We start from the raw sequence: 24,918 nt of genomic DNA, 5'->3' as shown, positions 1-24,918 counted from the left end.
ATGATTCCCTGCGTTTGAGCACGCCGGGAGCATAATCGGGGAAGTATATTCTCCCGTTCCCAGACGATTTGCCTGATTTCAGGTTCACAGGCAGGATGTTTTCCTGTGATTCACCCCCAGAGGTTGACGGCCATGGCCACACGCCCCCGCGAGCTGGACAAGATCGACCGCAAGATCCTGCGCATCCTGCAGGCCGAGGGCCGCATTTCCTTCACCGAACTGGGTGAACGGGTCGGCCTGTCGACCACCCCCTGCACCGAACGCGTGCGCCGGCTGGAACGCGAAGGAATCATCACCGGCTACCACGCGCACCTGGACCCGGCCGCGCTGAAGGCCAGCCTGCTGGTGTTTGTGGAGATCAGCCTGGCCTACAAGTCCGGCGACATCTTCGAAGAATTCCGCCGCGCGGCGCTGAAGCTGCCCAACGTGCTGGAGTGCCACCTGGTCTCGGGCGATTTCGATTACCTGCTGAAGGCGCGCATCAGCGAGATGGCCAGCTACCGCAAGCTGCTGGGCAGCACCCTGCTGACCCTGCCGCATGTGCGCGAATCGAAGAGCTACATCGTGATGGAAGAAGTGAAGGAAACCTGGGCCCTGCCGATCGCGGACTGAGCGGCTGCGCCCGGATGGGGTCAGAGCCCGCTGCGCGGGATCCGACCCCTTGGGCGTCGGGGTCAGATCCCGCGCAGCGGGCTCTGACCCACGCGTCGGTCAACGCTGCTGCGGGTGCTTCTGCGACCCCTGCTGGCGCTGCTCCTGCTGCTTGCCGCCCTTCTGCGGCTGCTGCGCATCCATCTGCTGCTGTTGCTGCTGCGGGCTGCGGCTCTGGCTCTGCTGCTCCTTGCCGGGATGACGGTTCTGCTGGTTTTTCATGATCGCGATCCAATGGACGAAGGACATGCAACGGCGGTTGCCGGTGCAGGCCCACGGTGGTCCCGGAGCGGTTAATCGCAGGCGAAAAAACAGTGATCGGCAAGGCGTCGTTTTCGTGGGTTCAGGCCCGGGCGCGCGCGCCTTACGGTTTGATCTGCTGCCCGTCAGCGGCCGGTACGCTGTCGTAGTAACGGCCGGTGCGCGAATCGAACACGCGGTTGGGGCCGGCCGGCTTCACCCCGGGCACGATGCGGCCGTTGCGGTCATACACCTTGTCCGGCGCCCGCGTGGCCGGTGCCGGTGTCACCTGTGCCGGGCCGGTTGAACGGATCGGCTGTGCCTGCTGGCGCGGCACCTGCACCGGCAGCGCCGGGTTGGCCGGTGGCGGCGGCGACTGCGGCGCGACCGGGGGCGGGTTCACGCTGTTCGCGCTGCGCGTAGCGGTCGGGCTGGAGGACGTCGGCACCTGCGCCTGCGCGGCCAGGGGCAGCAGGACGGACAACAGAAGGACGAGACGCGGTTTCATGGCACGCTCCATCGTGTGAGACGTCCACCATGCGCCGGGGGCCGTGTGCCGGCCATGAATGGCCATCACACTTGCAACGGCGGGCCCGCACCCCCACGTTTGCCGGCATCCCCAGGCCACTGACCCCACGGAGAGCCGGCATGAGCGCTTTCGACCTGACGCCCCCCACCGCCCCCCAGGCCGACGCCCTGGTGGCCGGCCTGAGTACCGAAGAGCGCCGCGTGCTGCTGCAGCACGGTACCGAAGCCCCGTTCTGCGGCGTGTTCCTGGACAACAAGCGCGAGGGCGTCTACTGCTGCCGCATGTGCGGGCTGCCGTTGTTCCGCTCCAGCACCAAGTTCGATTCGGGCACCGGCTGGCCCAGCTTCTTCGCGCCCTACGACCCGGCGCACGTCACCGAGATCCGCGATACCAGCCACGGCATGGTCCGCACCGAGATCACCTGCGCCCGCTGCGGCAGCCACCTGGGCCACGTGTTCCCGGACGGCCCGCCGCCCACCTTCGAGCGCCACTGCCTGAACTCCGTCTCACTTTCCTTTGCCGGCAACGGCGAGCCGTGGCCCAATCCCCTGCAGCGTGAAGGCGCCGAGGCCGGCACGGCGGGCTGATCACCCCCGCTGACCGACTTCACAGAATTCCCTCTTCAGAAACACCGGTGTCAGGCCGACAAGGAGATATCCCCTCTCCTTGCGTCGCGCCATGCTCATCATCGTTGGATTCCTGGTCGTCATCATCAGCGTCCTCGGCGGCTACCTGGGCGCCCACGGCCGCCTGGGTGCCCTCTGGCAGCCTTACGAACTGGTCATCATCGGCGGCGCCGCACTCGGCGCCTTCCTGGTCGGCACCCCGGCCAAGACGGTCAAGCAGACCCTGCAGGCCATGGTGGGCGTGTTCAAGGGCCCACGCTACAAGCAGCAGGACTACATCGACGTCCTCAGCCTGCTGTACGAACTGCTCAACAAGGCCCGCCGCGAAGGCTTCATGGCGCTGGAAGACCACGTCGAGCGCCCGGCCGAAAGCGCGCTGTTCGCCAACTACCCCAAGGTGCAGGCCGACCACCACCTGATCGACTTCATCACCGATTGCCTGCGCCTGATGATCGGCAGCAACATCGAGCCGCACGAGCTGGAACCGCTGCTGGAGCTGGAGCTGGAAAAGCACCACGCCGAGGCGATGGCCCCCTCGCAGGTGATGAACAAGGTGGCCGACGGCCTGCCCGGTTTCGGCATCGTGGCGGCCGTGCTGGGCATCGTCATTACCATGGGCTCGATCGGCGGCGACATCGTCGAGGTTGGCGGCCATGTGGCCGGCGCGCTGGTGGGCACCTTCCTCGGCATCCTGATGGGCTACGGCTTCGTCGGCCCGATGGCCTCGGCGATGGAAGCCCGCGCCGAGCAGGACAGCCGCATCTACGAATCGGTGAAGACCGCCCTGCTGGCCTGCCTGCGCGGCTACAACCCGAAGATCGCGCTGGAATTCGCCCGCAAGACCCTGCCGTCGAACGTGCGCCCGGCGTTCTCCGATTTCGAGCAGCACCTGAAGACGGTCAAGTAAGCCATGGCCGAGAACAAGCCCACCGTCATCGTCCGCCGGGTCAAGAAGGGCGGCCATGCCGCCCATCACGGCGGTTCGTGGAAAGTGGCCTACGCCGACTTCGTGACCGCGATGATGGCCTTCTTCCTGGTGCTGTGGCTGATGGCCAGCACCAGCAAGCCCGAGCGCGCGGCGATCTCCGAGTACTTCCGCAACCCCAGCCCGCTGGCCGGGCAGAGCCCCACGCCCGCACCGGGCATGGCCGGGCCCGGTGGCGCCAGCACCTCGATGATCAAGCTGGGTGGCGCCACCGATGTGTCCCGCGGCAACAGCAACGACCCCTTCCAGAACCAGAAGGAAGCCGTGCCGCAGCCGGTGGACCAGCAGCAGCGCGACAAGCAGCAGCTGGAAGCGCTGATGAAGGAACTGCAGGAGGCGATCAGCCGCAGCCAGGCGCTGGAGCCGTTCAAGGACCAGCTGCTGCTGGACCTGACCCCGGAAGGCCTGCGCATCCAGATCGTGGACAAGCAGAACCGGCCGATGTTCGACCTCGGCAGCGCCACGCTGAAGCCGTATACCCAGCAGATCCTGCACGAGCTGTCCGAGTACCTGAACCACGTGCCGAACCGGATCAGCCTCACCGGCCATACCGATATCACCGCGTATTCGGCCGCGCGCGGCTATGGCAACTGGGAACTGAGCGCCGACCGCGCCAATGCCGCACGCCGTGCGCTGGTGGACGGTGGCATGGAGGACAGCAAGATCACCCGCGTGGTCGGCCTGTCCTCCTCGGTGCTGTTCGACAAAACCGACCCGCAGAACCCGATCAACCGCCGCATCAGCATCGTGGTGATGACCAAGGCCGCCGAAGAGGCCGCCCTGGCCGGCGCCGGCCCGCAGGTGGGGCTGTCGGCAGCCGTGGCCGACCCCGATGTGCAGGCCGCGCAGGGTGAAGCCGCCACACCGGCGGTAGCGCCCTGACGCTACGCCGGGCACGGCCCGGCGCTACCCCGGGGCGCTGCGATCCGCTAGCGCCGGGCCATGCCCGGCGAGCGCGCAGCGCGGCACCCTGGTAGCGCCGGGCCATGCCCGGCGAGCGCGCAGCGCGGCACCCAGTACAATGGCGGTCTTTCCCTTTCCAGGTGACCCCACCCCATGTCCCAGAACTCCAAGGCCAAGCGCGACAAGCGCAAGAAGCAGCAGGCCAAGCGTCCGTTCCTGCGCCTGAATGCCCAGCAGCAGGTGCAGAACCACGCCGTGCTGACCAACGAAGACGGCCAGGCCGTGGCTGCCATCGGCCTGCAGGGCCGCGAGTGGCTGCTGGCCATCGGCGGCCAGACCATGGGCAACGCTGACAACCCGGTGCCGATGCTGGCCATGCTCAAGCACCTGTCCAACGTGCAGGAAAAGGAAGGCCGCAAGGTCAACCTCGAGTATTCCGAGCTGATGCAGAAGCTGCTGGACACCCTGGCGGCCGAAGCCGGCCAGACCGCTGACGAGTACCTGGACAAGCTGGTGTCCGAGTTCGAGACCGTGGAAGCCGAGGAAGGCGAAGACGCCGCTGAAGCCGCTGAAGGCGACGTGGTTGAAGCCGCTGCCGACGCCGACGCCGAGGCCGCTCCGGCCGACGCCGCCGACACCGACGGCAAGCCGCAGGCCTGAATCGGCCGCGGCGGTGGCGGTCTACGTCGATGACGCGGTGCATCCCTGGCGCGGACAGCGCTGGGCGCACCTGATGGCCGACACCCTGGCCGAGCTGCACGCGATGGCGGCGCAGCTCGGCATTCCGCCACGGGCCTTCCAGAACAAGGCCAGCGGCGCTCACTACGATGTCAACGCAGACCTGCGCGCGCAGGCGATCGCACTCGGCGCCCGCGCCATTTCCCGGCATACCGACCGCGACCTGGTGAAGGCCGTGATCGCCAACGCACGGGCGCAGTACCGGCCGTAGACGGGTACGGGTAGCGCCGGGCCATGCCCGGCGAGCGCGCAGCGCGGTGAGAAGCCGCCGGGCATGGCCCGGCGCTACCGGTGGTACATGGTCGGACCGGGGTCAGAGCCCTTTCCGTGGGAAAGGGATCTGACCCCTCGCCGGCCAGCGGCCGGCGCTACCGCTCAGAACGGGTCGCTGCCCAGCCGCACTTCCACGTTCAGCAGCGAACACAGCGCCAGCAGCGCGTCGTCGTCGCGGGTCAACGCCATCCAGCCGGTGAAGCCGTCGCTGCCCGCGTCCACGCTCCACAACGTGTAGTTGTGCTCGCGCAGGCGGTCGAAGGCCGTGGACATCAGCTGCACGCCGTCCAGGTCGGCGGCGAAATCCTCGTCGTCCAGGTCACCGCCCCAGTCCAGCTGCAGGTTGAAGCGCGCCGACAGCTCGTTCACCGCCGACTGCAGCGATTCCAGGTCGTCACGCTCCACCTCGAAACCGGACTGCCAGGCGATGGCCGTGAACAGCGCCGGCACCCAGTCGCTGTCCGCTTCCAATGGCTGGCCATCCTCGGACAGGTGCTCGCGCCAGCGGTTGAACTGCTGCAGCGCCAGCTCCTCGTCGCCCGGGTTGATGAGAACCAGCAGGTTCCAGACCCGTGCCTCGAAGTCGTCTTCGTCGAAATCGTGGGCGTCTTCTTCGAAGTCGAAATAATCGCTGTTGTCAGGCATGGCGGGCACTCCTTGGGGCAGGCCGGCATTCTACGGTTTATCCTGTGCCGCTGAAGCCGGCCTTGTTGGCCGTCACTGTGAATGAAGCGATGAGCGATACCCCTCCCGACCACCTGGCGATCAACCCGGCCAGCCCCTTCCATGATGCCCAGGCCCTGGAGCGCGGCGTGGGCGTGCGTTTCAACGACATCGAGCGCGACAACGTCGAGGAATACTCGATCAGCGAAGGCTGGATCCGCGTGCAGGCCGGCAAGGCCCGCGACCGCCGCGGCAACCCGATGACCATGAAGGTCAACGGCAAGGTCGAGGCGTATTTCCTGGACCAGAAGCCGGAATAACCGGATCTTGTAGAGTCGAGCCATGCTCGACTGCTCTTTCCACAGGGCCGTGAGCCTGGAACGGAGAGCAGTCGAGCATGGCTCGACTCTACATTTCAGGGTCAATCGCGCTTGCGCGATTCCAGCAGGTCCAGGTTGCGGATCAGGCGCCGCGAGATCTCATCGGAGATCACCCCGCGCCGAGTCAGGCGGAACAGCTCCTCGCGCTCGGCGTTCAGGCCGGCACTGCGCAGCTGGCGGTAGCCCTGCTCCATCCGGTTGACCTTCTCCGGGTCCACGTCGGGGCCGTCGCTGTCCTTTTCCAGATGGCGCTGGTACAGCAGGCTGACCCGCGAGGCAGCATCGTTGTACAGCTGCACGTTCTCGGTGTTCTGGTTCATCACCAGCTGCTGGCGCATGCGCTCCACCCCGGCCAGCGCGGCCTTGGAGGACAGCTTGCGGGCCAGGTCCTCTTCCTTGCGTTCGCCCGAATCGGCCGGCAGCTGCAGGCCCTTCAGCAGCTGCGGCAGCGCCACGCTGGCGCCGACCAGCGAGAACAGGATGACCGCCGCCGCCAGGAAGATGACCAGGTCACGCGCCGGGAAGGCGCTGCCATCGGGCAGGAACAACGGCAGGGTCAACACGCCGGCCAGGGTGATGGCACCGCGCACGCCGGCCACCGAGGTCGCCACCACGATGCGCCAGCTCGGGGCCTCGCCCCGCTCCAGGCCACGACGGCGCGCGCGCAGCAGGTTCCAGCGCAGCGACAGCCACACCCACAGCAGGCGCAGTGCGATCAGCGTGGCGTTGATGACCAGCACGTACACCAGCAGCCACCAGGCGCTCTGGTGGCCGGTCTCGTTCATGGTGGTGGTGGCGCGCTCGACGATGCCCGGCAACTGCTCGCCCAGCAGCACGAACATGATGCCGTTGAAGCTGAACTGCAGCATGTTCCAGACCCCGGCGCGCTGCACGCGCATGCTGCCCGACACGCGGCCGGTCAGCTCGACGTAGCTCATCGCGATGCCGGCGGCGACCGCAGCAAGAATGCCTGAGGCATGGATCTCTTCGGCCAGCAGGTAGGCCGCGAACGGGATCAGCAGGTTGACCAGCATCGCCGCGCCGGGCTCTTCGCCGAAGCGGCGCCACAGCCAGCGCTGGAACGTGGACACGCCCAGGGTGACCGCCACGCCCACCGCCAGGCCGGCCACCGCCACCCACAGGAAGGTCAGCGAGGCGGTGGCAAGCGAGAAGCTGCCGGTCATCACTGCGGCCACGGCGAAGCGGAAGCAGACCAGGCCGGACGCATCGTTGAGCAGCGATTCGCCTTCCAGGATGTGCATCAGGCGCTTGGGAATGGGCGCCTTGGCGGCGATCGCCCCCACCGCCACCGGGTCGGTGGGCGAGACGATGGCGGCCAGCGCGAAGCACACGGCCAGCGGCATCACCGGAATCATCCAGTGGATCAGCAGGCCGGCGCCGATGACGGTGAACACCACCAGGCCGAAGGCCAGTTCGAGGATCGCACCCTTATCGCGGAACAGGCCCTGCTTGGGAATGCGCCAGCCATCAAGGAACAGCAGCGGCGGCAGGAACAGCAGGAAGAACACTTCCGGTTCCAGCGCATGGCCACGGTTGAACACGCCGGCAATGACCGCGCCCAGCGCGATCTGCACCAGCGGCAGGGGCAACGAGAATGGCAGGACGCGAACCAGGTAACCGCTGGCGACAACGGCTACCAGCATCGCCAGGACGACTTCGATGGTGTGCATGCTTCTTCCAGGAAGCGGCGCGTGGGGCCGGAAAAAACCGGTGTGCGCCGGAGACTGGAAAAAAAGTTAACACAGCAGGCCGCCGCTGCGGCCCGCTGTGTGAATGCGCGTCAGGGCAGCGACAGCAAACGCTGCTGGATCCAGCCGGTGATGTCCCGCTGCATGTCCGCCGACAGCGTGTGGCCAACCGGGTAGCCACGCAGCTGGTGGGCCACGCCCAGCGCCTGCAGGCGCTGGGCGGCCGACTCGGCCAGTGCATACGGCAGCTTGTCATCGGCATGGCCGTGCACCAGCAATCCGTCCAGCCCGGCAGCGGCGATATCGGCCGGCACGTGCGGCGCGATCTCCGGCAGGATGCGCCCGCACAGCACGCCGAACGACTTCACCCGCTGCGGCTGGGTCAGGGCGACGCTGGCACTCATGATGCCGCCCTGGCTGAAGCCGGCCAGCACGGTCTGCCGCGCGCCGACACCCAGCCGCTGCTGCTGCGCCGCCAGCCACTCGCCCAGCAGCAGGCGCGACTGTTCGGCCTGGGCCGGGTCGATCACCGGCCCCTGCGCGCCGAAGCGCACGGTGAACCAGCCGAACGCCTGCGGCCCGAACACCAGCGGCGCGCGCGGCAGCAGCACGTGCAGGCGCGGGTCCAGCGCCTGCGCCAGGCCGGCCAGCGACTGCTCGTTGCTGCCCACGCCATGCAGCAGCACGACCAGCCCCTGGGCCGCGCCCTGCGCGGGCCGCTCCAGCATCGGCAGCACCGCGCTCATGCGGCCACCGCGGCGGCGCTGCCATCGAAGCGATAGATGTCCATTGCCAGCATGCCGGCGTCGATGCCGGCATCGATGCGCTGCGCGCCGAAGCCACCCTCGCCTGCCGCGCCCATCGCGAAGTACAGCGGCAGCAGGTGCTCATCGGTGGGATGCGCGCGCTCGGCGAACGGCGCCTGGCGGCGGTAGTCGAACAGCGCGTCGCGGTCATCGGCGGCCAGGCGCTGCTCCACCCATTCGATGAAGGGGCGCACGTAGGGCGCTTCCTTGCCGTCCTGGTAATCGCGCCAGTCATGCAGGTTGTGGGTGATGCTGCCCGATCCGATCAGCAGCACGCCCTGCTCGCGCAGCGGCGCCAGCGCGCGGCCCAGCGCGTACTGGTGCTGCGGGCCGAGCATCGGCTGGATCGACACCGGCACCACCGGGATGTCGGCCTGCGGGCGCAGCAGGCGCAGCGGCACCCACGCACCGTGGTCGAGGCCGCGCTGCGGGTCGATGGCCACCGGCAGGCCAGCGGCGGCGATGCGGCCAGCCACCTCTTCGGCCAGCGCCGGGTCACCCGGGGCCGGGTACTGCAGTTCGAACAGCTCGCGCGGGAAGCCACCGAAATCGTGGATGGTGGGCGGCTGCGGATGCGTGCCCACCAGCGGCTGGCGGGCCAGCCAGTGCGCCGAGGCGATGACGATCGCGCGCGGCGTCGGCAGGTCGCGGGCCAGTTCGGCCAGGCGCACGCCGACCTGGCCCGGATGCAGGGCGGTCATCGGCGAACCATGGGAGATGTACAGCGAAGGCAGGCGGGACATGGGAACCTCCAGGAATTCTTTCAGGGGGCGATCAGCGCGAACGCAGGGTCCAGCGGCCATCGCCCAGCAGGAACAGCACGACCAGGGCCAGTGCCCAGAACGCCGGGTATTCCCAGCCGCCACCGGCATTGGCGAAGCTGAAACCGTTGGCGCCGTGCACGCTGGCGATGGTGCCCAGCAGCAGCGGCACGCCCAGCAGGCCGATCCAGCGCGCGTAGATGCCCAGCAGCAGGGCAGTGGCCAGGCCGAGTTCGGCAACAATCGTGAAATAGCCCAGCGCACCGGGCAGGCCCAGCGACTGAAAATAGGCGGCCGTGCCGGCCGGCGTGAACACCAGCAGCTTGGTCAGGCCGTGGGCCAGGAACAGGCCGCCCAGCGCCAGCCGCAGCAGGGTGGCGGCATAGGGGGCGAGCGGTGACAACGAGCGGGAAGGGGCAGACATGGCGGGCACCTCGGAAGGAGTGAGCACAGCTTATTGCGCTCACCATCGTCGATAAATACGATGATCCGACCGTATTTGTTTCAAAAGGCGAAACAATGGACACCCTGGATGCGATGCGTGTGTTCGTGGCGGTGGTCGAGCGCAATGGCTTCAGTGCCGCCGCCCAGGCCTTGGACATGTCCACGGCCGGGGTGACCCGGCAGGTGGCCGCGCTGGAAAAGCGCCTGTCCACCCGCCTGCTCCACCGCACCACGCGGCGGGTCAGCCCGACCAGCGCGGGCGCGGCCTACTACGCGCAGTGCGTGCGCCTGCTGGCCGAGTTCGATGCGCTGGAAGCGAGCATCGGCGCCCAGGCACTGGAGCCCTCGGGCATGCTGCGCATCAACGCGCCGGTCAGCTGGGGCATCGCCCGCCTCGGGCCGCTGCTGGCCGGCTACCGCCAGCGCTTCCCGCAGGTGGAGCTGGACCTGGCGCTGTCCGACCGCCTGGTGGACATGGTGGAAGAAGGCTATGACGTGGCCATCCGCATCACCCGCGAACCGAGCCCGGCGCTGATCGCCCGGCGGCTGGGCCAGGCCCGCATCACCCTGTGTGCTGCGCCGTCCTATCTGGCCGCGCGTGGCATGCCGCGCACCCCGCGGGACCTGGAACAGCACGACTGCCTCGGCTACAGCTACTGGGCCTCGGGCAACCAGTGGCCGCTGCAGGGGCCCGGCGGCGAAACGCGGGTGACGGTGAACAGCATCCTGCAGGCCAACAACGGCGATGTACTGCGCGAAGCGGCCATCGCCGGGATGGGCGTGATCCTGCAGCCGGATTTCCTGCTGGAGGACGCGCTGGCCAACGGCCGCCTGGTGCGCGTGCTGCCCGAGTGGGACGTGCCCGCCATCGGCATCTTCGCCGTGTACACCAGCCGCAGCCACCTGGCGCCGAAGGTGCGCAGCTTCATCGATTACCTGGTGGATGCGGGGGTGTGACGCCCGCGTTTCGCGCTCGCCGGGCATGGCCCGGCGCTACCGGGGCGGCTGCAGAACGGTAGCGCCGGGCCATGCCCGGCGGATCTACCACTGTCAGGCGACGACTTCATCCAGCGAATCGATGATCTTTTCCAGCGGCGCCGGCCGCCCCAGCAGGTAGCCCTGCACCTGGTCGCAGCCGTGCGCGGCCAGCCAGTTCAGCTGCCCCGGTGTTTCCACGCCCTCGGCGATGATGGTCAGCCCCATGCTGTGGCCCAGCGACAGCAGCGCGCGGCAGATCGAGGCGTTGCGCGGGTTGGTTTCCACATCCGCGACGAAGCTGCGGTCGATCTTGAGGATGTCTAGCGGCAGGTGCTGCAGGTAGGACATGCTGGAATAGCCGGTGCCGAAATCATCCAGCGACACGCAGATGCCCTGCTCGTGCAGGCGCTGCATGGTCTGCATCGCCTGTGCCGGCTTGCGCATCAGGCTGCTCTCGGTCAGCTCCACGTGCAGTGCGCCGCGGGCCAGGCCGAACTCCTTCTGCGCGCGGGTGAACTCAGCCACCAGGTCGCTGTTGAAGAACTGCACCGCCGAGACATTCACCGCGATCGACAGCTCGCCCCAGCCTGCGTCCACCAGGCGCCGCTGCGCCTGTGCGGCCGCGCGGATCACCCAGCGCCCCAGCGCGAGGATCAGACCGGTGTCCTCGCACAGCTGGATGAACTCGCTGGGCGGAATGAAGCTGCCGTCGGCCTGCGGCCAGCGCAGCAGGGCCTCCAGCGCCGCCGGGCTGCCATCGCTGGCATGGCGGATCGGCTGGAAATACAGCTGGAATTCGTTGTCGATGGCGGCATGGATGCGCGCGGCCAGGCGCAGGCGGTCGGCCAGGCGGGTGGTCACCGCGGTGTCGAACCATGCCACCACGTTGCCTTCGGCGCGCGCGGCGTGCGCGGCCTGCGCGGCCATGCCGATCACCTGTTCGGCACTGTGGCCATCGCCCACCGCATGCACGGCCACGCCGATGCGCGGCTCGAACTGGTGCAGGGAATCCTTGCCGCGCATCGGCGCCGAGACGATCTGCAGCAGGTCGTCCAGCGCACGCTGTGCGGTGTGCTCGCCGCCGATGGCCAGCACGAAATCTTCGGCCGGCTGGAAGGCCAGCGTGCCGAAGCGCGCGCCCAGCCCGCCCAGGCGCAGGGCCATCGACTGCAGCACCGCATCGCCGATCTCGCGGCCCAGCGTATCGGCCACCAACTGCAGGCCGCGCAGCTGCACGTAGGCGATGGTGTAGGCGCCTTCCTGCGCGTCCAGCTGCTCGGTCAGCGCGCGCACGGTCAGCAGGCCGGTATCCGGGTTGTGCCGCGCGCGGTAGGCCAGGTCGCGCTCGTAGGCCAGCCGCTCGCTGACATCCTCGGCCAGCACCAGGCAGGCCGGCTGGCCGTCGAAATCCAGCTTGGACAGGTGCGTGCGCACTTCGAACACGCTGCCGTCGCGGCGCCGGTGCATGCGCACGGTGGCATCCTGCATTTCGCCCACGCGGGCCCGCGCGATCGCACCCTTCACCTCGTCCCAGCCTTCGCGCGGGCGGATGTCGAGGATGCTCATCGCCAGGAATTCCTCGCGGCTGTAGCCGTACTGCAGCACCGCCGCGTGGTTGACCTCGAGGAAGCGCAGGGTGTCCGGGTCGAACACCCAGAACGGTGCCGGGTTGCGGTCGAACAACAGGCGGAAGCGGCGCTCGGCCTGGCTCATCTGTTCGCGCGCGCGGTAGCGCTCGGTCTGGTCGGTCAGCGCGCCGATCATGCGGCGCTGGCGGTCGGCCACTTCCACCCGCTGGCCGCGCGCCGCCACCCAGCGCACCTGGCCGCCGGGCAGCACCAGGCGGAATTCCTCGTCCAGCACTTCATCGCCGGCAAACGCCTGGTTGAATGCGCGCTGCAGGCGCTCGCTGTCCTCGTGGTGCACGCGGTTGAAGAACTCGGCCACCGGCATGGCGTCGGTGTGCAGGCCGAAAATCTCGCGGGCCAGCGGCGACCAGTGCAGCAGCGCCGCATCCTCGTCCACGTGCCAGGTGCAGACCCGGCCGGCGTGGTGGGCCAGGCCCAACTCGGCGTGGCCGGTACGCAGTTCCTCGGCCATCGACTGATGGCTGCGGGTACTGCGGCGTATCGCATACAGCAGTACCAGCAGCACGCCGGTGTAGGCCAGCATGATCGCCACCGCTGCCTGCAGGTACGGCCACCACGGCGCCAGCACGTCCTGGTCGGCCAGGCCCACCTGCACCGCCAGCGGGCTGCGTTCCAGCGTGCTGATGGTGGAAATCCGCGCAATGCCATCCACCACGCCAGGGATGCTGCCCAGTTCGACCACCGCCTGGTGGCCGACAAGATCGCGGCTGGGCAGCACGTAGCGATGGCCCACGGTGGAGGCCGGCTCCGGTACCCGCGCGAGCATGAAGCCCTGGCCGTCGCTGATCGACACCAGGCCGCGCGGGCCGACGTCCAGGCCGCCGACGATGCGCTGCAGCTCCTCGCAGCGCAGGCGCGCCAGCAACCAGCGGTCGCCCGCCATCGGCAGGGCCAGCGGCACCACCCAGCTGCCATCGATGGCCTGCTGCGGCGGGCCGAGATACAGCGCGCTGCCCTGCCCGCGCCGCTGCGGGTCGATCCACAGCGGCAGCTGCAGGTCGCCCTTGCCGGCGGTCAGCGCGCGGCCGTAGGTATCGAGCACGACGATGCTGTGCAGTTCGGCGTGGCGGCCCAGTACACCGTCGATGGACGCATCCAGCAGCGCGGGCGCCTGCGCCGGCACGCGGCGGAACAGTTCGGCGGCATCGGCGGCGATACCGCTCATGGCCCGTTCCAGGTTGCGCAGCTCCATCGCCAGCAGCCGCTCGGTGCCCACGGCCATGGCCCGGCTCTGCCGCTGCGCGGCTTCCAGCCGGCGCTGGTAATCGTTGGCCAGCATCACCCCCAGCACCACCGCCAGCAGCACGCCCACGGCAATGCCGCCCCAGGTGATGGCACGCAGTGGCCGGGCCAGGGCGCGCTTCAACGCTGGCATCGGTCGATATTCCCTGTGCAGACGACTGGCTTCATGCGCGAACGATTCCTCCACATCCCCGACCAGAGCGGCCGCAGATCGGCATTCTTGACGCCTGGGTCTGTCCGGCACGCCATCTTCCCCATGGCTGCGCCGGTATCCAGCCTGCAGCATGCACCACGCCGATGACGGCGTGAAGATCGGCGGCGCGTGTTCAGCCAGATCGGGCACAGCACGGCCCCCGCAGCAGAGCGTCCAGCACGCGCGCAGGGGATTAGACTTGGGGTTTTCCCGCCGCAAGAGAAGTCCATGTCCAAGCTGCGCCGTCCCACCCTGGCGCTGGCCATCGTCGCCAGCCTGTCCCTGGCCGCCTGCGACCGCCCGGCCGAACCGGCCGCCGGCACCCCCGCACCGGCCGATGCCACCCCTGCCCCGGCCAAGCCGATGCTGGGCAGCTTCGGCTTCGATGCCAGCGGCATGGACCGCAGCATCGCCGCCGGCGACGACTTCTTCGGCTTCGCCAACGGCACCTGGGTGAAGAACACCGAGATTCCGGCCGACCGCTCGCGCTTTGGCAGCTTCAACGTCATCGCCGAAAAGACCCAGGCCGATACCCGCGCGATCCTCGAGGGCGCGGCCGGCAATGCGCAGGCCAGCGGCGACGACAAGCTGATTGGCGATTACTACGCCGCGTTCATGGATGAGGCCGGCATCGAGAAGCGCGGCCTGGCCCCGGTGCAGCCGCAGCTGGCAGCGATCAGCGGCATCACCGACAAGGCGGGCCTGGCACGCGCGCTGGGCGGCGACATGCGTGCCGACGTCGACCTGCTCAACGCCACCAACTTCTACACCGACCGCCTGTTCGGCCTGTGGGTGTCGGTGGACATGCTGCAGCCGGACCGCAACGCGCCGTACCTGGTGCAGGGCGGCCTGGGCATGCCCGACCGTGATTTCTACCTGGGCGATGGCCGCATGGCCGAACTGCGCAAGCAGTACCAGGCCTACATCGCGCAGGTGCTGCAGCTGGCCGGCGTGGCCGATCCGGCCGGCAAGGCGCAGCGCATCCTCGCGCTGGAAACGAAGATCGCCCAGGCCCACGCCAGCCAGGAAGAAACCAACAACGTGACCCTGGGCGCCAACCCGTGGACCCAGGCGGACTTCAACGCCAAGGCACCGGGCATGGACTGGGCGGCGTTCCTGGACGCGGCCAAGCTGGGCCAGCAGCAGGACTTCATCGTGTGGCAGCCCAAGGCCGTGGCCGGCCTGTCCCGGCTGGTGGCCACCGAGCCGCTGGACGCATGGAAGGACTACATGGCCTTCCACGCGCTCGACCGCGCCGCCGCCTACCTGCCGAAGACGTTCGCCGATGCCCGCTTCGCCTTCCATGGCACTGCACTGAGCGGCACCCCGCAGCAGAGCGACCGCTGGAAGCGTGCGGTGGACGATGCCAACCACGCCGTCGGCGAAGCCATCGGCAAGCGTTACGTGGAAAAGCACTTCGACGCCAAGACCAAGGAACGCGCGGACGAAATGGCGAAGAACATCATCGCCGCCTTCGCCAAGCGCATCGACGCCCTGGCCTGGATGTCGCTGCAGACCAAGGCACACGCCAAGGCCAAGGTGGCCGGCCTGACCGTGGGCATGGGCTACCCGGACACCTGGCGCGACTACACCGGCCTGGAGATCCGTCGTGACGACCCGCTGGGCAATGCACAGCGCGCCGAGCAGTTCGAGTACGCGCGCAACGTCGCCAAGCTGGGCAAGCCGGTCGACCACAACGAGTGGGCGATGCTGCCGCAGACCATCAACGCGATGAACGTGCCGCTGGAGAATCGCCTGGTGTTCCCGGCCGCGATCCTGCAGCCGCCGTTCTTCGATGGCGCCGCCGACGACGCGGTGAATTACGGCGCCATCGGCGCAGTGATCGGCCACGAGATCAGCCATGGCTTCGACAACGCCGGTGCGCTGTTCGATGAAACCGGCAAGCTGCACAACTGGTGGACGGCCGAAGACCTCAAGCAGTTCAACGCGGCCGGTGATGCACTGGCCGCGCAGTTCAGCAGCTACGAGCCGTTCCCCGGCGTGCACGTCAACGGCAAGCTGACCCTGGGCGAGAACATCGCCGACGTGGCCGGCCTGGGCACCGCCTACGACGCTTACCAGATGTCGCTGCAGGGCAAGCCGGGCCAGACCCTGGAAGGCTTCACCCCCGACCAGCGTTTCTTCCTCGGCTTCGCCCAGGCATGGCGCAGCAAGAGCCGCGAACAGGCCCTGCGCAACGGCCTGCTGACCGACGTGCACGCCCCCGGCCAGTACCGTGCGCTGACCGTGCGCAACATCGATGCGTGGTACCCGGCCTTTGAAGTGAAGGAAGGCCAGAAGCTGTACCTGGCCCCGGACAAGCGGGTCAAGGTGTGGTGATGTAACGCGAACGGGCGCCGCAAGGCGCCCGTTTTTTCATGGGATGCGGCGTGCCATCCACGCATGGCGTGGATCTACGGTAGATGCCAACCTTGGTTGGCGCTTTTGCGGAACCGCGAAATGCGTGCCAACCAAGGTCGGCACCTACCGGAGCATTTCGGGCCACTCGCGCAGCACGTCCACCGGCACGCCTACGCGTGCACAGGCGCGCGTGGACAGGCCATCGGGCAGTGCGCGGCGGAACAGCGGCGCCATGCCCTGCATCAGCCTGGCCGAGGCCGCCGCCTGCGTGCGCTGCCCCGCGCTGCGTTCCAGCATCGCCTCGGCCCAATCGGGCAGCAGCGCGGCCCCGGCCCCCAGGAACACCGCGCGTGACAGGCCCGGAATCGGCACCGGCAGATTGACCGTCGACAGCACCGCCAGCACTTCGCGCGAACGCGCATCGGCCAGCAGCTCCGGTTGCCGCGCGCAGAAGTAAGCCGCCACTTCCGCCTCGCTGCGCGGCACGTCCACCGCACCCAGGGCCTCTGCAACGCAGCGGTACTCGTCGTAGTAGCGGTCGGCCATCGCCTCCGGCACGTCGCGCCCGTAGCGGCGATAGCCCTGAAGGAAGCCGAACGCCTCGGTCACGTGCACCCACGTCAGCAGCTGCGGATCGTCGGCGGCATAGGCCTCGCCCTGCGCCGTGCAGCCGCGGATCTGCGCATGGATGCGACGCACCTTGGCCACCAGCTTTTCCACTTCCCCTGCAGGTGCGTAGCTGGTGCCGGCGACGAAGGCCGTGGTCCGGCGCAGGCGGCCGACCAGGTCCTGGCGGAAGTTGGAGTGGTCATACACCCCGGCCAGCGCGCGCGGGTGCAGGGTCTGCAGCATCAACGCGCACAGGCCGCCGGCCAGCATCGAGGGCAGCTCGGCGTGCATGCGCCAGGTCACGCTGTCCGGGCCGAACCAGCCCGGGTCGCCCAGCGGGTGGTCGTAGTCGATGCCGCTCTGGCCGCGCGGGAAGGCATCAAGCACCCAGCGCCGGATCGGCGCGGTGACGGGGCGGGAAAGGCGGTGCAGCAGCGGCGGCATCTTCGGTCCAGGCGGTGGTGGAATCGGCCGCGGTCTGCGCGGTCAGCCTCGATTCTGGGCGATCACGGCGGATGCGGCGAGCCTGGCGGGTCAGCCGGAGTTTCATGTGCGGCCGCAGCACATTTCACCCTGCGACATCTTGACGCAGGCACCGAGCGCGATGATGCGCCGCAGCAACATTCACCCATTCAGACAAAACCCTTACGCCCCTAGGCATTTCACCCATTGCACGGCCCGCTGGAAGTGCTAGAACTGAATCCGCCACACCGTCCAATGCTGATCGACGCACGTTCCACAAGGGAGCCAGCCATGATTGCTTTGTTCAAGGGTTTGGGACTACTGCTTCGCGACAACGAGCTCTACCACAGCCCGTTCGACAAACAGGTCGCGCACTGGCGCAACCTCAGCGAGCAGCAGATCCGCGATGAAGTGGCAGTGCTGGCCCAGGCCAAGTGCCAATGGCTGATTGCCTCGATCATCGGCTGGCAGGCGGCGTCCCTGCTCATCCTCGGCCTGATTGCCAACTACCTCTGGCGCGACGATTACCACATCACCTTCACCCGCGTGGTCGTGGTGTTCGGGTCGTGGGTGTCGATCCTGTTCGTGATCTGGTTCATGGCCAACATGTTCGACCAGCAGGCCGGTTTCGAGCGCTGGATGAAGGCGTTCAACAGCCGCGCGCGCATCACGTCCAAGGCCGACAGCGTCGAGTGCGTGGCCGAGGCGCTGGACCTGGCCGAGCACTACCCGGAAGTGCTGGACTACAAGCAGGCCGTCACCTCCAGGCGCGAGCTGCGCCACGAGGACATCCGCATCATGACCGAGATCGGGCGCATGCGGCAGCACTCCGAACTGGTCGGCCGGCTCAACCATGTCGGCGAGACCGAACACCACCACGATCTGACCCTGCAGCCAGCGTACTGATACAGGCGCACCGATCCAGGGAAGTGGGGGGAGCCACAATGCCACCGTGCACAGTCACGGTGGCATTGTTCTTTCTACATGCCGCGGAACAGGCTCATGAACGGCTGGCTGACCACCAGCGTCTCCGGCCGCTGGCGCAGGCGCAGCACGCCGCGGCCAGTGTCATCGCGGCTGACCGCCGCCACCGCCTTCATGTTGACGATGGTCGAACGGTGCACCTGGCGGAAGTGCTGCGGGTCGAGCACTTCCAGCAGTTCGCGCAGCGGCGTGCGCAACAGGCTTTCGCCGGCGCTGGTGACCACCGTGGTGTACTTGTTGTCGGCGCGGAAATAGACCACGTCCTCGAGCATGATCAGCTGCGTGTCGCGGCCGTTGCTGGCGGTGATCCAGGCCAGCGGCGGGCGGTCTGCCGCCCCCTGTGAGGGGCCCAGCCGCTGCAGCAGGCGTTCCAGCACCGCATCGTCCTGGCGCGTGTGGGGCAGGCGCGAAAGGATGCGTTCGCGGGTGGCCAGCAGGCGCTCGTCGCTGACCGGCTTCAGCAGGTAATCCATCGCGCCCTGCTCGAACGCATCGATGGCGTACTGGTCATAGGCGGTGACGAACACCACCTGCGTGCGCGGGCTCAGTCCGGACAGCGCGCGGGCCACTTCGATGCCACTGATGCCGGGCATGCGGATATCCAGGAAGGCAATGTCCGGCTGCTTTTCGGTCAGCTGTTCCAGCGCACTGGCGCCGTCCTCGCATTCGGCCACCAGCTTCAGTTCCGGCCACAACCGGCCCAGTTGTTCCACCAGCGACTGCCGCAGCAGTTCCTCGTCTTCGGCGATCAGGGCTTCAAGCGGCATGGCTGCGTTCCTTGGCCGGCTGCGGCAGGGTCATGGTGGCGGCCACGCCGCTGGGGAAATTGGCGACGATCGCCACGCCCGCCTGCTCGCCGCAGGTCAGGCGCAGGCGCTCGCGCAGGTTCTTCAGGCCGATGCCGGTGCCACTGGTGCCCTGGCCGAAGCCCAGGCCATCGTCGGCCACGGTCACCGTCACGTGGTCGTCGAAACCACGCGCCAGGATCCAGATCGTGCCGCCGCCGGGCTTGGGTTCCAGGCCATGCTTGATCGCGTTTTCCACCAGCGTCTGCAGGGCCATCGCGGGCATGTGCACGCCGTGCAGTTCGTTCGGCACCTGCACTTCCACCGCCAGCCGCGCCCCCATGCGGATGCGCAGGATTTCCAGGTAGGCGCGGGTGCGCTCCAGTTCCACGCCCAGCGTGGACACCGATTCATCCACCTGCGGCAGGGAACTGCGCAGGTACTGGATGAGGTGGCCGAGCATCTGTTCGGCACGGCCCGGATCGGTGCGCGTGAGCACCTGCGCGTTGGCCAGGGTGTTGTAGAGGAAGTGCGGTTCCACCTGCGCGTGCAGCAGGTTCAGGCGGGCCACCGACAGTTCCTTTTCCACCTGGGTCTGTTCGGCGGCGGCCTGCTCGTCGCGGCGCTGGTCGGCCACCCGGCGGGTGATCGCACGGGTGACCGCTTCGGCGTTTTCGAAGTTGCTGCCCTCATCCAGCGCCAGCAGATCGGCCCACCAGCCGGCATCCGGTTCGAACAGCAGGGTGACCGTGCTGGTGCCCTGCCCCGGGGTGACCGTGGCCTGCACGCTGTTGCGCTTGATGGCCAGCCGCGCCGGCAGGTTCCAGCGCGACGGCTGGCGGCCATTCCACGGATCGACGCGGCGCACGTAGGCGCGCACCTGCAGGCTGCCGGCGGCGCTTTCCACGTCTTCCACCCGCGGCAGTTCGGCCACGGCGGCCTCGACCAGGGCAAAGGCCGGGCCGGCATCCAGCGGCACTTCGATCTGGCGGCGCTGGTGCCCGGACAGGGTGCTGCCATCCAGGCGCCCGGCGATCAGCCACACCCGGCGCACGTGGGTGATGGCGCTGCCCAGCGCGGTGATCATCAGGAACATCGCCAGCAGGCCGAAGATCCAGCCAGGGCCGTCGTTCATGCCGCTGAAGATGCCACTCCAGACCATGCCGGCCACCAGCAGTGCGACGGCCCAGGCCAACAGGTGACGGAGGATGAGAGTGAAGCTGGCGATCACGGCGGCGCCTTGGAGGAAGGGGGTGAGCCGAGCATAGGCCGGCCCACCGGGCAAACAAGCGGCCTGCGACGAAGCCCCGGAAAGCGGGGATGGAAGCTGTTACGGGAACGCCGGGCATGGCCCGGCGCTACCGGTGGGTGGCGGGGCAGCGCCCCGCAATCCCTTATTTGCGCTGGTCGGCGCTGCTGTCACGCACGGCGCGGAACGACTCGTCGGTGCTCCAGTTCGGCCAGCTGCGCGCGTTGGCCAGCTGGTTGCCCAGCGTATAGAGCACTTCCAGGTCGCGCGCGGCACCGGCAAACACCCAGTCCGGCTGCCACTCGTCGCCCTGCTGGTGGTAGCGCTTGGCGGTGTAATCCTCCGATGCCTTCCTGCCAGCGGCCACGCCACCGTTCACCCAGTCCTGGCCGGCCGACCAGGACAGCGCCGGTACGCCACGCTTGGCGAACGAGAAGTGGTCGGAACGGAAGAACAGGCCCGCTTCCGGCTTCGGGTCGGGGGTGTAGCGGATGTCCCAGCCCTTGGCGACGTCCTTCAGCTGGTCCAGCAGTTCGAAGCGCGCGGTGCCATAGATGCCGAAATCGCGCGACGGGCCGAACGGTGCCATGCCATCCATGTTGATCGCCGCCACGGTGGTTTCCAGCGGGTACAGCGGGTGGGTGGCGTAGTACTCCGAACCCAGCAGGCCCTTCTCCTCGGCGGTCACCGCCAGGAACAGCAGCGAGCGCTGCGGGCGCGGGCCCTTGGCGAAGCCGCGCGCCAGCTCGATCAGCGAGGCGGTGCCGCTGGCGTTGTCCAGCGCGCCGTTGAAGATGCGGTCGCCGCGTGCATCCGGTTCGCCCACGCCGATGTGGTCCCAGTGCGCGCTGTAGATGATGGTCTCGTCCGGGTGGCTGCTGCCCTCCAGGCGTGCGGCCACGTTGTGCGAGGTGATCACCTCGGTCTTCACTGCGTACTTCGCATCCAGGCTGGCGCCGGTCAGCGCCACCGGGGTGAAGTCGCGCTGCTGCGCCTTCTTCTTCAGCGCCTCGAAATCCTGCCCGGCCGCGCGGAACAGCTCGACGGCCAGGTCACGCTGGATCCAGCCTTCCAGCAGCGGGTGGGTTTCGGCCGGGTTGTCGCGCACCACGTCGAACATGGTGTTGGTGTTGGAGCCGGCCACGGTGGCCCAGCCGTAGGACGCCGGTGCGGTCTCGTGCACGATCAGCACGCCGAGTGCGCCCTGGCGTGCGCCCTCTTCGTACTTGTACGGCCAGCGCCCGTACCAGGTCATGCCCTTGCCGTCGAAGTCGCCCTTGCCGGTCTCGAAATCAGGATCGTTGATCAGCACGACGGCGATCTTTCCCTTCAGGTCCACGCCCTTGAAGTCATCCCAGTTGCGCTCCGGTGCCTTCACGCCGTAACCGAGGAAGACCAGCGGCGCCTTGCTGATGTCGACGTCGGTGGCGCCGTTCATGGCCGCGCGCACGGCGATCTGCTTGCCCTGGTCGAGGGTGAGGGTCTTGCCGCCCTGGTGCAGGGCCAGCTGCGGGGTGCCGACGATGTCGCCCTTGCGCAGCGGCACCGCCTGGGTCCACAGGCGCTTGCCATCCTGCAGGTCGCCACCCGGCTGCAGGCCGGCAGCGGCAAACTGCTTGCTGAGGTAGGCAATGGTCTTCTCTTCGCCCGCGGTGGCCGGCGAGCGGCCTTCGTAGGCGTCGGAGGCCAGCTCCTTGACGTCGGCGGAGATCCGCGCGCCGTCGAACTTCGGCGTGGCGGCCATCAGTGCGCTCGACACCGACAGGGCCAGGACGCCCAGTACTGCTCGTTTCATTGCTCTCTCCAGCAGGAAAATCCTTCCGGAGTGTAATGGGATTCGGCAGGGCTGCGCCCTGCACCTGCAGAGGCGGTAGTGCCGGCCGCTGGCCGGCAGCTTCTAAAGCAAATGCCTGCATTACGTGGGATGCCGGGGTGGTGTGGGTTTGCGGGGACGCCGTGAACCCATCCATGGGGGCTTGGTCGCCGCATCCATGCGGCTCACACCCCGCAAACCCACACCACCCCGCCTTCGACAGATTCCCGCGGTCTGTTGGAACCGCGTTCTACTCTGGTAGGTGTCGAACTTGGTCGACACTCACGAAGGGGTCAGAGCCCTTTTCCGGTGGAAAAGGGCTCTGACCCCGATGCTTGGGCACGCGCCAGCAGCAGCGCGCGCTCGCGGGCATTGCCGGTCATCGCGGCGGCCTGCTGGAAGGCGCTGGCGGCATCATCATGCCGGCCCAGCTGCTGCAGCAGGTCGCCACGCACCACCTGCAAGGGCGCATAGCCCTGCAACCGTGCATCGACCAGCAACGGTTGCAGCAGCGCCCAGGCCGCAAACGCGCCGTCGCTGCGCGACACCGCCACCACCCGGTTGAGGGCCACGACCGGCGACGGCATCACCTGCAGCAACTGTGCATACAGTGCGGCGATGCGCGCCCAGTCGGTATCGTCGGCGCGGCGCGCAGTGGCATGGCAGGCCGCGATACGGGCCTGCAGCACATAGGCGTCGTCGCCACCGCCGGCCTCCAGCGCACGCTGCAGCACCTGCTGCCCACGCTCAATCTGCAGCCAGTCCCAACGCGCGCGGTTCTGCACGTCCAGCAATACCGGCTGGCCCTGCGCATCGACGCGCGCCGCGGCACGCGAGGCCTGCAGTTCCATCAATGCCAGCAGCCCCAGCACCGGCGGTGCAGGCAGCCGATGGGCCAGGATGCGGGCCAGTCGCAGCGCCTCCTCGCACAGCGCCGGGCGCATCCAGTCATCGCCGGCACTGGCCGCGTAGCCTTCGTTGAAGACCAGGTAGATCGCCTCCAGCACCGACGCCAGTCGCTCAGGCAACGCCTCGGCGCGCGGCACTTCATAAGGCACCTGCTTCTGCACCAGGGTGCGCTTGGCGCGCACGATGCGCTGGGCGATGGTGGGCTCGGGCTGCAGGAAGGCGCGGGCAATCTCGGTGGTGGTCAGCCCACCCAGCAGGCGCAGGGTCAACGCCACCCGCGCATCGGCTGGCAGCACCGGGTGGCAGGCCACGAACATCAGCCGCAGCAGGTCATCGCCGAGGTCATCTTCCAGGGCCTGGGTATCATCGGGCGCAGGCAACGCCGCCGGGTGCAGTTCATCGCCCCATTGCGCATGCTGCTGCGCCACGCGCTGGTGCTGGCGCAGCACATCGATGGCACGGTTGCGCGCAGTGGTCATCAGCCAGGCTCCGGGATTGTCCGGGATGCCCTGCGCCGGCCAGCGCTCCAGCGCGGCCAGCCAGGTGTCCTGTGCCAGCTCCTCGGCACGGCCGACATCACCGCCGAGCAGCCGCGCAAGGCGCGCGATCAATACCGGCGATTCCATCCGCCAGAGGGTTTCCAGGCGCTGGCTCAGGGCGGGCTCGGTCATGCGCCGATCACAGCACGCAGGCCGTGCCCGCACAAGCGCCAGCACTCATGCCTGGACAATCGGCTTGAAGCCGCCCCAGAACATGCGCCTGGTATCGAACGGCATGTCCTTGGGGCCGATGCTGGCCAGGCGCGGGTCGGCCATCACCTTGGCGTTGATACGGTCGCGCGCAGCGCGCGAGCGGAACACCACGAACGCGACGATGACCGTTTCCCCCGGCTTGGCCTTCACCGCGCGCGGGAACGAGGTGGACTTCCCGGGGTCGACATCATCGGCCACGCATTCCATGTACTGCAGCGCGCCGTGATCCTTCCAGACCGTGCCGGCCTTGCGGGCAAGGCGGCGGTAGTCGGCCACCCTGTCCTGCGGGCACGGCAGCACGTAAGCGTCCACGTAAGCCATGGTCTTCCTCCTCGAGGCGCGCCGTCAGCCCGGCTCGCCCTCCATGTGTGCGATTTCCCACAGGTGGCCATCCAGGTCCTGGAAGCCGCGCTGGTACATGAAACCGTAATCGCGCGCCGGTTGCGGTTCGCTGCCACCGGCGGCCACCGCCTTGTCCACCATCACGTCCACCGCCTTGCGGCTGTCGGCCGACAGGCAGGTGATCACCTCGGTCTGCGCATGCGCATCGGCGATGCCCTTGTTGGTGAACTGCTGGAAGAACGGCTTGACCAGCAGCATCACGAAGATGCTCTCGCTGATGACCATGCAGGCGGCATCTTCGTTGGTGTACGCCGGGTTGAAGCTGTAGCCCAGCGCGCTGAAGAAGTCCTTGGACTGTTGCAGGTCCTGCACGGGCAGGTTGACGAAGATCATCTGCGGTTGCGGTGCGCTCATCGTTGCGGTTCCTGTGCGGGTGATGGGTGATTGGATGGGATCAGGGCTGCTTCATGCAGTTGACCATCCACGGCTTGCCGTAGCGGTCGATCAGCATGCCCCAGCGATGGGCCCAGAAGGTTTCGGCAATCGGCATCTGCACCTGCCCGCCCTCGGCCAGCGCGGCAAACACGCGCTCGGCTTCCTCGATGCTGCCGACATCGACATTGATGGTGGTCGACCCGCCCTCGCCGCCACCCGGGCCATCAGCCGCCATCAGGATCGCGCCGTCGATCTCCAGCTGGCTGTGCGCCACATGGTCGAGGGTTTCGGCCGGCATCTCGTTGCAGCCCGGCGAGCCATCGGACGGCGGCATGTCGCGGTATTTCATCTCGGACGTAACCTGGCCACCGAGGGCCTTGGCATAGAAGGCCATCGCATCGTGGGCCTGGCCGCTGAAGCCAAGGAAGGGAATCAGTTTCATGGCAG

General features: G+C 68.1%; 26 protein-coding genes. 10 read left to right on the top strand and 16 right to left on the bottom strand.

The genetic code is table 11. From position 1 onward, the window contains the following. Positions 1-132: 132 nt before the first annotated feature. Positions 133-612, top strand: coding sequence for a winged helix-turn-helix transcriptional regulator (locus C1926_RS06855; RefSeq protein ID WP_108747755.1), 480 nt, complete (start codon positions 133-135; stop codon positions 610-612). 99 nt (positions 613-711) lie between these two features. Here C1926_RS06855 and C1926_RS06850 read toward each other — a convergent pair whose 3' ends face one another. Continuing rightward, positions 712-900 carry a lana protein gene (locus tag C1926_RS06850; RefSeq protein ID WP_079220487.1) on the bottom strand — a complete coding sequence of 63 codons (189 nt, stop codon included), beginning with the start codon at positions 898-900 and terminating at the stop codon, positions 712-714. 115 nt (positions 901-1,015) lie between these two features. Beyond that, positions 1,016-1,399, bottom strand: a complete 384-nt coding sequence (locus C1926_RS06845) for a classical arabinogalactan protein 4 (protein WP_079220486.1) — start codon at positions 1,397-1,399, stop codon at positions 1,016-1,018. 140 nt (positions 1,400-1,539) lie between these two features. On the opposite strand from C1926_RS06845, the gene msrB reads away from it, so the two are divergent. From msrB to C1926_RS06820, 5 genes are all read left to right on the top strand, one after another. Then, positions 1,540-2,007, top strand: coding sequence for a peptide-methionine (R)-S-oxide reductase MsrB (gene msrB / locus C1926_RS06840; protein WP_108745894.1), 468 nt, complete (start codon positions 1,540-1,542; stop codon positions 2,005-2,007). A 91-nt stretch (positions 2,008-2,098) separates the two neighbouring features. Next, positions 2,099-2,953 (top strand): flagellar motor stator protein MotA, encoded by an 855-nt coding sequence (motA, locus tag C1926_RS06835; RefSeq protein WP_079220484.1) that lies wholly within the window; start codon positions 2,099-2,101, stop codon positions 2,951-2,953. Positions 2,954-2,956: 3 nt separating this feature from the next. After that, positions 2,957-3,913, top strand: a complete 957-nt coding sequence (gene motB / locus C1926_RS06830) for a flagellar motor protein MotB (RefSeq protein ID WP_079220483.1) — start codon at positions 2,957-2,959, stop codon at positions 3,911-3,913. Positions 3,914-4,087: 174 nt separating this feature from the next. Further along, complete coding sequence (locus C1926_RS06825) at positions 4,088-4,594, top strand: hypothetical protein (RefSeq protein ID WP_108758690.1); 507 nt, start codon at positions 4,088-4,090, stop codon at positions 4,592-4,594. A gap of 13 nt (positions 4,595-4,607) precedes the next feature. Beyond that, entirely contained in the window at positions 4,608-4,883 is a 276-nt protein-coding gene (locus tag C1926_RS06820) for a DUF4031 domain-containing protein (RefSeq protein WP_108758689.1), read from the top strand. 164 nt (positions 4,884-5,047) lie between these two features. Here the strand turns inward: C1926_RS06820 and C1926_RS06815 are convergent, their stop codons facing one another. Continuing rightward, positions 5,048-5,590 (bottom strand): hypothetical protein, encoded by a 543-nt coding sequence (locus C1926_RS06815; protein WP_079220480.1) that lies wholly within the window; start codon positions 5,588-5,590, stop codon positions 5,048-5,050. Positions 5,591-5,679: 89 nt separating this feature from the next. On the opposite strand from C1926_RS06815, the gene C1926_RS06810 reads away from it, so the two are divergent. Then, a complete protein-coding gene (locus C1926_RS06810) occupies positions 5,680-5,928 on the top strand; it encodes a DUF3297 family protein (protein WP_079220479.1) in 249 nt (82 codons plus the stop codon). 101 nt (positions 5,929-6,029) lie between these two features. Here C1926_RS06810 and C1926_RS06805 read toward each other — a convergent pair whose 3' ends face one another. The 4 genes from C1926_RS06805 to C1926_RS06790 form a co-directional block, all read right to left on the bottom strand. Further along, positions 6,030-7,679 carry a Na+/H+ antiporter gene (locus C1926_RS06805; protein ID WP_108758688.1) on the bottom strand — a complete coding sequence of 550 codons (1,650 nt, stop codon included), beginning with the start codon at positions 7,677-7,679 and terminating at the stop codon, positions 6,030-6,032. Positions 7,680-7,789: 110 nt separating this feature from the next. After that, a complete protein-coding gene (locus C1926_RS06800; RefSeq protein ID WP_108758687.1) occupies positions 7,790-8,443 on the bottom strand; it encodes a phospholipase in 654 nt (217 codons plus the stop codon). After that, a complete protein-coding gene (locus C1926_RS06795) occupies positions 8,440-9,246 on the bottom strand; it encodes a class III extradiol ring-cleavage dioxygenase (protein WP_079220476.1) in 807 nt (268 codons plus the stop codon). Before C1926_RS06795 ends, C1926_RS06800 begins: the two co-directional genes overlap by 4 nt. A gap of 31 nt (positions 9,247-9,277) precedes the next feature. Beyond that, positions 9,278-9,688 (bottom strand): DoxX family protein, encoded by a 411-nt coding sequence (locus tag C1926_RS06790; RefSeq protein ID WP_108758686.1) that lies wholly within the window; start codon positions 9,686-9,688, stop codon positions 9,278-9,280. A 95-nt stretch (positions 9,689-9,783) separates the two neighbouring features. Here C1926_RS06790 and C1926_RS06785 point away from each other — a divergent pair, with 95 nt between their 5' ends. After that, on the top strand, positions 9,784-10,665 hold the full coding sequence (locus tag C1926_RS06785) for a LysR family transcriptional regulator (RefSeq protein ID WP_108758685.1): 882 nt from the start codon (positions 9,784-9,786) through the stop codon (positions 10,663-10,665). Between the two features lie 93 nt (positions 10,666-10,758). Here the strand turns inward: C1926_RS06785 and C1926_RS06780 are convergent, their stop codons facing one another. Beyond that, entirely contained in the window at positions 10,759-13,710 is a 2,952-nt protein-coding gene (locus C1926_RS06780; RefSeq protein ID WP_234458520.1) for an EAL domain-containing protein, read from the bottom strand. 288 nt (positions 13,711-13,998) lie between these two features. Between C1926_RS06780 and C1926_RS06775 the strand changes: the two genes are divergently transcribed. Beyond that, on the top strand, positions 13,999-16,110 hold the full coding sequence (locus C1926_RS06775) for a M13 family metallopeptidase (protein ID WP_108758684.1): 2,112 nt from the start codon (positions 13,999-14,001) through the stop codon (positions 16,108-16,110). 144 nt (positions 16,111-16,254) lie between these two features. Here C1926_RS06775 and C1926_RS06770 read toward each other — a convergent pair whose 3' ends face one another. After that, positions 16,255-17,184: an oxygenase MpaB family protein gene (locus tag C1926_RS06770; RefSeq protein WP_108758683.1), complete on the bottom strand. Its 930-nt coding sequence runs from the start codon at positions 17,182-17,184 to the stop codon at positions 16,255-16,257. Between the two features lie 309 nt (positions 17,185-17,493). On the opposite strand from C1926_RS06770, the gene C1926_RS06765 reads away from it, so the two are divergent. Continuing rightward, positions 17,494-18,108, top strand: a complete 615-nt coding sequence (locus C1926_RS06765; protein ID WP_079220468.1) for a hypothetical protein — start codon at positions 17,494-17,496, stop codon at positions 18,106-18,108. Between the two features lie 74 nt (positions 18,109-18,182). On the opposite strand, the gene C1926_RS06760 is transcribed toward C1926_RS06765, so the two are convergent. The 7 genes from C1926_RS06760 to C1926_RS06730 form a co-directional block, all read right to left on the bottom strand. Then, on the bottom strand, positions 18,183-18,953 hold the full coding sequence (locus C1926_RS06760; RefSeq protein WP_108758682.1) for a LytTR family DNA-binding domain-containing protein: 771 nt from the start codon (positions 18,951-18,953) through the stop codon (positions 18,183-18,185). Next, positions 18,943-20,202, bottom strand: a complete 1,260-nt coding sequence (locus tag C1926_RS06755) for a histidine kinase (RefSeq protein WP_108758681.1) — start codon at positions 20,200-20,202, stop codon at positions 18,943-18,945. Before C1926_RS06755 ends, C1926_RS06760 begins: the two co-directional genes overlap by 11 nt. 163 nt (positions 20,203-20,365) lie before the next feature. After that, positions 20,366-22,015 carry a M28 family metallopeptidase gene (locus C1926_RS06750; protein ID WP_108758680.1) on the bottom strand — a complete coding sequence of 550 codons (1,650 nt, stop codon included), beginning with the start codon at positions 22,013-22,015 and terminating at the stop codon, positions 20,366-20,368. A gap of 311 nt (positions 22,016-22,326) precedes the next feature. After that, positions 22,327-23,613: a sigma-70 family RNA polymerase sigma factor gene (locus tag C1926_RS06745; RefSeq protein WP_108758679.1), complete on the bottom strand. Its 1,287-nt coding sequence runs from the start codon at positions 23,611-23,613 to the stop codon at positions 22,327-22,329. A 45-nt stretch (positions 23,614-23,658) separates the two neighbouring features. Beyond that, a complete protein-coding gene (locus tag C1926_RS06740; protein WP_108758678.1) occupies positions 23,659-24,015 on the bottom strand; it encodes a DUF1428 domain-containing protein in 357 nt (118 codons plus the stop codon). Between the two features lie 24 nt (positions 24,016-24,039). Then, entirely contained in the window at positions 24,040-24,450 is a 411-nt protein-coding gene (locus C1926_RS06735) for a VOC family protein (RefSeq protein ID WP_079220462.1), read from the bottom strand. A 40-nt stretch (positions 24,451-24,490) separates the two neighbouring features. Then, a complete protein-coding gene (locus C1926_RS06730) occupies positions 24,491-24,913 on the bottom strand; it encodes a VOC family protein (RefSeq protein ID WP_079220461.1) in 423 nt (140 codons plus the stop codon). Positions 24,914-24,918 lie beyond the last annotated feature (5 nt).

This window comes from Stenotrophomonas sp. ZAC14A_NAIMI4_1 (genome assembly GCF_003086915.1).
GTDB lineage: Bacteria > Pseudomonadota > Gammaproteobacteria > Xanthomonadales > Xanthomonadaceae > Stenotrophomonas.
Note: the sequence above shows the minus strand (reverse complement) of the source record. Positions and strands in the feature narration are given on the sequence as shown.

Coding starts and splice junctions, on each gene's coding strand:
- C1926_RS06855 (WP_108747755.1), top strand. CDS start 133: ATGGCCACACGCCCCCGCGAGCTGGACAAGATCGACCGCAAGATCCTG.
- C1926_RS06850 (WP_079220487.1), bottom strand. CDS start 900: ATGTCCTTCGTCCATTGGATCGCGATCATGAAAAACCAGCAGAACCGT.
- C1926_RS06845 (WP_079220486.1), bottom strand. CDS start 1,399: ATGAAACCGCGTCTCGTCCTTCTGTTGTCCGTCCTGCTGCCCCTGGCC.
- msrB (WP_108745894.1), top strand. CDS start 1,540: ATGAGCGCTTTCGACCTGACGCCCCCCACCGCCCCCCAGGCCGACGCC.
- motA (WP_079220484.1), top strand. CDS start 2,099: ATGCTCATCATCGTTGGATTCCTGGTCGTCATCATCAGCGTCCTCGGC.
- motB (WP_079220483.1), top strand. CDS start 2,957: ATGGCCGAGAACAAGCCCACCGTCATCGTCCGCCGGGTCAAGAAGGGC.
- C1926_RS06825 (WP_108758690.1), top strand. CDS start 4,088: ATGTCCCAGAACTCCAAGGCCAAGCGCGACAAGCGCAAGAAGCAGCAG.
- C1926_RS06815 (WP_079220480.1), bottom strand. CDS start 5,590: ATGCCTGACAACAGCGATTATTTCGACTTCGAAGAAGACGCCCACGAT.
- C1926_RS06810 (WP_079220479.1), top strand. CDS start 5,680: ATGAGCGATACCCCTCCCGACCACCTGGCGATCAACCCGGCCAGCCCC.
- C1926_RS06805 (WP_108758688.1), bottom strand. CDS start 7,679: ATGCACACCATCGAAGTCGTCCTGGCGATGCTGGTAGCCGTTGTCGCC.
- C1926_RS06800 (WP_108758687.1), bottom strand. CDS start 8,443: ATGAGCGCGGTGCTGCCGATGCTGGAGCGGCCCGCGCAGGGCGCGGCC.
- C1926_RS06795 (WP_079220476.1), bottom strand. CDS start 9,246: ATGTCCCGCCTGCCTTCGCTGTACATCTCCCATGGTTCGCCGATGACC.
- C1926_RS06790 (WP_108758686.1), bottom strand. CDS start 9,688: ATGTCTGCCCCTTCCCGCTCGTTGTCACCGCTCGCCCCCTATGCCGCC.
- C1926_RS06785 (WP_108758685.1), top strand. CDS start 9,784: ATGGACACCCTGGATGCGATGCGTGTGTTCGTGGCGGTGGTCGAGCGC.
- C1926_RS06780 (WP_234458520.1), bottom strand. CDS start 13,710: ATGCCAGCGTTGAAGCGCGCCCTGGCCCGGCCACTGCGTGCCATCACC.
- C1926_RS06775 (WP_108758684.1), top strand. CDS start 13,999: ATGTCCAAGCTGCGCCGTCCCACCCTGGCGCTGGCCATCGTCGCCAGC.
- C1926_RS06770 (WP_108758683.1), bottom strand. CDS start 17,184: ATGCCGCCGCTGCTGCACCGCCTTTCCCGCCCCGTCACCGCGCCGATC.
- C1926_RS06765 (WP_079220468.1), top strand. CDS start 17,494: ATGATTGCTTTGTTCAAGGGTTTGGGACTACTGCTTCGCGACAACGAG.
- C1926_RS06760 (WP_108758682.1), bottom strand. CDS start 18,953: ATGCCGCTTGAAGCCCTGATCGCCGAAGACGAGGAACTGCTGCGGCAG.
- C1926_RS06750 (WP_108758680.1), bottom strand. CDS start 22,015: ATGAAACGAGCAGTACTGGGCGTCCTGGCCCTGTCGGTGTCGAGCGCA.
- C1926_RS06745 (WP_108758679.1), bottom strand. CDS start 23,613: ATGACCGAGCCCGCCCTGAGCCAGCGCCTGGAAACCCTCTGGCGGATG.
- C1926_RS06740 (WP_108758678.1), bottom strand. CDS start 24,015: ATGGCTTACGTGGACGCTTACGTGCTGCCGTGCCCGCAGGACAGGGTG.
- C1926_RS06735 (WP_079220462.1), bottom strand. CDS start 24,450: ATGAGCGCACCGCAACCGCAGATGATCTTCGTCAACCTGCCCGTGCAG.
- C1926_RS06730 (WP_079220461.1), bottom strand. CDS start 24,913: ATGAAACTGATTCCCTTCCTTGGCTTCAGCGGCCAGGCCCACGATGCG.